This window comes from Gammaproteobacteria bacterium (genome assembly GCA_022450155.1).
Lineage (GTDB): Bacteria > Pseudomonadota > Gammaproteobacteria > Arenicellales > UBA868 > REDSEA-S09-B13.
The window spans coordinates 1-2,964 of sequence record JAKUQR010000069.1; the positions used below are offsets into that span (position 1 = coordinate 1).

Sequence of the window (2,964 nt, forward strand, 5' to 3'; positions counted from 1 at the left end):
ACGGGGTTCTGGTTCGCACTGGAAGATGCGAATCTTCAAAATGGTTGTTTGTGGGTTCTGCCAGGTGAGCACCAAAATGGTCTGCGGCAGCGCTTTTGCCGGGTCGATGGAAAACTGAAAACCCAGGATATTCCCGATGCGATACCTTTTGACGTGGCACGTGCTGTGCCCTTGGAGGTCTCCCGCGGCACTTTGGTGATATTGGATGGGCTGCTGCCCCATTACAGCGCGGCTAATGTCAGCGATCGATCACGTTGTGCCTACTCACTGCACACGGTGTCCGGCAAAGCGCATTATCCGGCAGATAACTGGTTGCAACGCGGGCCCGATATGCCGCTTCGCCCACTGATTGTGGACGCAATGCAATGACGACGGTACCCATGGTCGAGCTGCACTGCCATCTCGAGGGTGCAGCGGGGCCGGCATTGATCCGTCAGCTGGCAGAACGAAATAACATCACGCTGGCAGACACGCTCTTTACAGCCGATGATCGATTTGCGTGGGCCGATTTCCCCGGGTTTTTGTCGACCTATGATGATGCCAGCCAGGCCATTCGCACAGCCCAGGATTACCGGGATGTGACTTATGCGTATCTGTGTGACTGCGCGATTGAAGGTGCCGTCTATGTGGAGGTGATGTCATCACCGGATCATGCGGCTGCTGCGGGCCTATCCTACGAAGCGCATCTGGAAGGTATTGTGCAGGGCATCGACGATGCGGAACGCGATCATGGGATCATTGGACGCCTTATTGTGACGTGCGTGCGGCATTTTGGACCCGCCCAGGCGATGCAGGTTGCCGACCAGGTCTGCGGCAGTCCCCATCCCTACGTGGTCGGTTTTGGGATGGGCGGCAATGAGCAGGTCCATACATTCAAGGATTTTCGGCCTGCTTTTGATCGGGTTCATACCGCTGGATTGCCGTGCACGGTGCACGCCGGTGAATGGGCCGGGGCAGACAGTGTGAATGAGGCGCTGGATACACTACCGGTCGAGCGAATCGGCCACGGTGTTCGTGCCATCGAAGATAAGCGCGTACTGGCACGACTGGCCCGTGAAAGCGTCCACCTGGAGGTGTGTCCCACCAGTAATGTGATGACCAAGATTTATCCCGGTTATGACGCTCACCCGTTCAACGCACTTCGGGATGCAGGAATCAGCGTCTCATTGAACTCGGATGACCCTCCGTACTTTGCAACCACGATCGGACAGGAGTACGAGATCGCAGGTTCACGACTGGGACTGGAAGATCTAGATCTGGTTCAGATTTCAGTCGATGCGCTCGCAGCGGCATTTGTCGACGATAAAACCCGAAGTATTTTGTTAGAAAGAATCCAAAGAAAATAGAGGATAAAACGGGCCGATTAGGTTCTTGTGGATGACTCGTGTTTGAAGAAATTAGCGAATCAGCCTAAAGCGGCAGCTGTATTAGAAAAATAGATACCCTCAGTTCAACAATGAGGTAACCAGAGCGGGTAGTTGAAGAATTATTGCAGCGTTGATGCTCACTTCGTCACTAAAAGATCAGCAAGCTCTCGCACTACCCCCTGTCCTCCGGACGAGTCGGTAACCATAGTCGCAATTGCTCGTATCTGCGGATGCGCATCTGCCGGTGCCACGCGATGGCCTACCAATTTCATCGCGTCAATATCGTTGGTGTCATTACCGACATACATGATCTGGTCCGGATTGATAGACCTTGTGTCAATGATTGACTGCACAGCTGACGATTTATCTTCACAACCCTGAATGCAGGTTACATTGAGTTTCTCCGCTCGAGCAGAGACCACTGCGTTCGTTTCGGTAGAGAGGATTATCACTTCAATTCCCACAGATTGAAGCATTCGGATGCCCCAACCGTCGCCACGATGGCACACTACAGCCTCACGCCCGTCTTCAAATACATAAACTTTGTTGTCGGTCAGTACGCCATCAAAGTCAAGAATCAGGAGATTGATTTCAGGCATTGGATCGTCTCGACGGTATTGTGGTGTGGAACAGTGTCGGAACTAGGGTAACGAGTACCCGAAATTCTCTTCAAAGCGCGCTTGGAATTGGTCCTCGGTAAAGTGATGGTTCTGGGTGCCTTGCTGTTCGACTTTGAACGCACCGACGAGTGAAGCTGCCCGGCCGGATGTTTCCCAGTCCCAACCGCCGTTCAGGCCGTACAGCAGACCGGCACGAAAAGCATCGCCGCAGCCGGTAGGATCCACAGCGGCTTCTATAGACGCTGCCGGAATGTCGATTGATTTGCCGCCCGCATAGATACGAGAGCCTTCGTCACCCCGCGTGACGATTAGGGCGTCAACCTGGCTGGCAATATCGTCCAGCGTCAGCTCGGTGATCTTCATCATCAGTTGGGATTCGTAGTCATTCATGACACACCACGTGGTCTGATCGATGTAAGTAAGTAATTCGTCCTTTGAAAATAAGGGGAGGTTTTGTCCAGGGTCAAATATAAAAGGGATGCCGAGCACTGCGAAGTCACGGCTGTGCTGCAGCATGGCATCGCGGCCATCCGGCGCAACGATCCCTAAACTGATGTTGGCTGCATCGGCCACCTTGTTCTGGTGGGCCTCGCCCATGGCGCCGGGATGAAAGGCCGTGATCTGGTTGTTGTCCTGATCGGTCGTGATAGAACACTGGGCGGTATACAGGGAAGGGATCTCAACGACGTGTTGGTCAGGGATGCCGTTTTGTTGCAGGCGTCTGCGGTAGTCCTCGAAGTCTTTGCCGACCGTGGCCATTGGAATCGGTTCACCGCCGAGGAGCTTTAAGTTATAGGCGATGTTGCCCGCACAACCGCCGTATTCACGGCGCAGTTCTGGGTTGACAAAACACACATTCAGATTATGGATCTGATCGGGGAGAATGTAGTTCTTGAATAGATCTGGAAAGACCATGATCGTATCAAAGGCCATGGAGCCACAGATGAGTGTCGGCACAGGTCTAAAACTCCGAAGGG

General features: G+C 53.5%; 4 protein-coding genes. 2 read left to right on the plus strand and 2 right to left on the minus strand.

The window, feature by feature from the left end; all coding sequences use genetic code 11:
• Positions 1 to 369, plus strand: a 369-nt coding sequence (locus MK323_15300; GenBank protein MCH2483511.1) for a phytanoyl-CoA dioxygenase family protein, incomplete at its 5' end; no start/stop codon positions are given.
• Positions 366 to 1,346, plus strand: a complete 981-nt coding sequence (gene add / locus MK323_15305) for an adenosine deaminase (GenBank protein MCH2483512.1) — start codon at positions 366 to 368, stop codon at positions 1,344 to 1,346. The genes MK323_15300 and add, both read left to right, overlap by 4 nt.
• A 158-nt stretch (positions 1,347 to 1,504) precedes the next feature.
• Here the strand turns inward: add and MK323_15310 are convergent, their stop codons facing one another.
• Positions 1,505 to 1,966, minus strand: a complete 462-nt coding sequence (locus tag MK323_15310; GenBank protein ID MCH2483513.1) for an HAD hydrolase family protein — start codon at positions 1,964 to 1,966, stop codon at positions 1,505 to 1,507.
• Between the two features lie 42 nt (positions 1,967 to 2,008).
• Positions 2,009 to 2,944: a carbohydrate kinase family protein gene (locus MK323_15315; GenBank protein ID MCH2483514.1), complete on the minus strand. Its 936-nt coding sequence runs from the start codon at positions 2,942 to 2,944 to the stop codon at positions 2,009 to 2,011.
• Positions 2,945 to 2,964 lie beyond the last annotated feature (20 nt).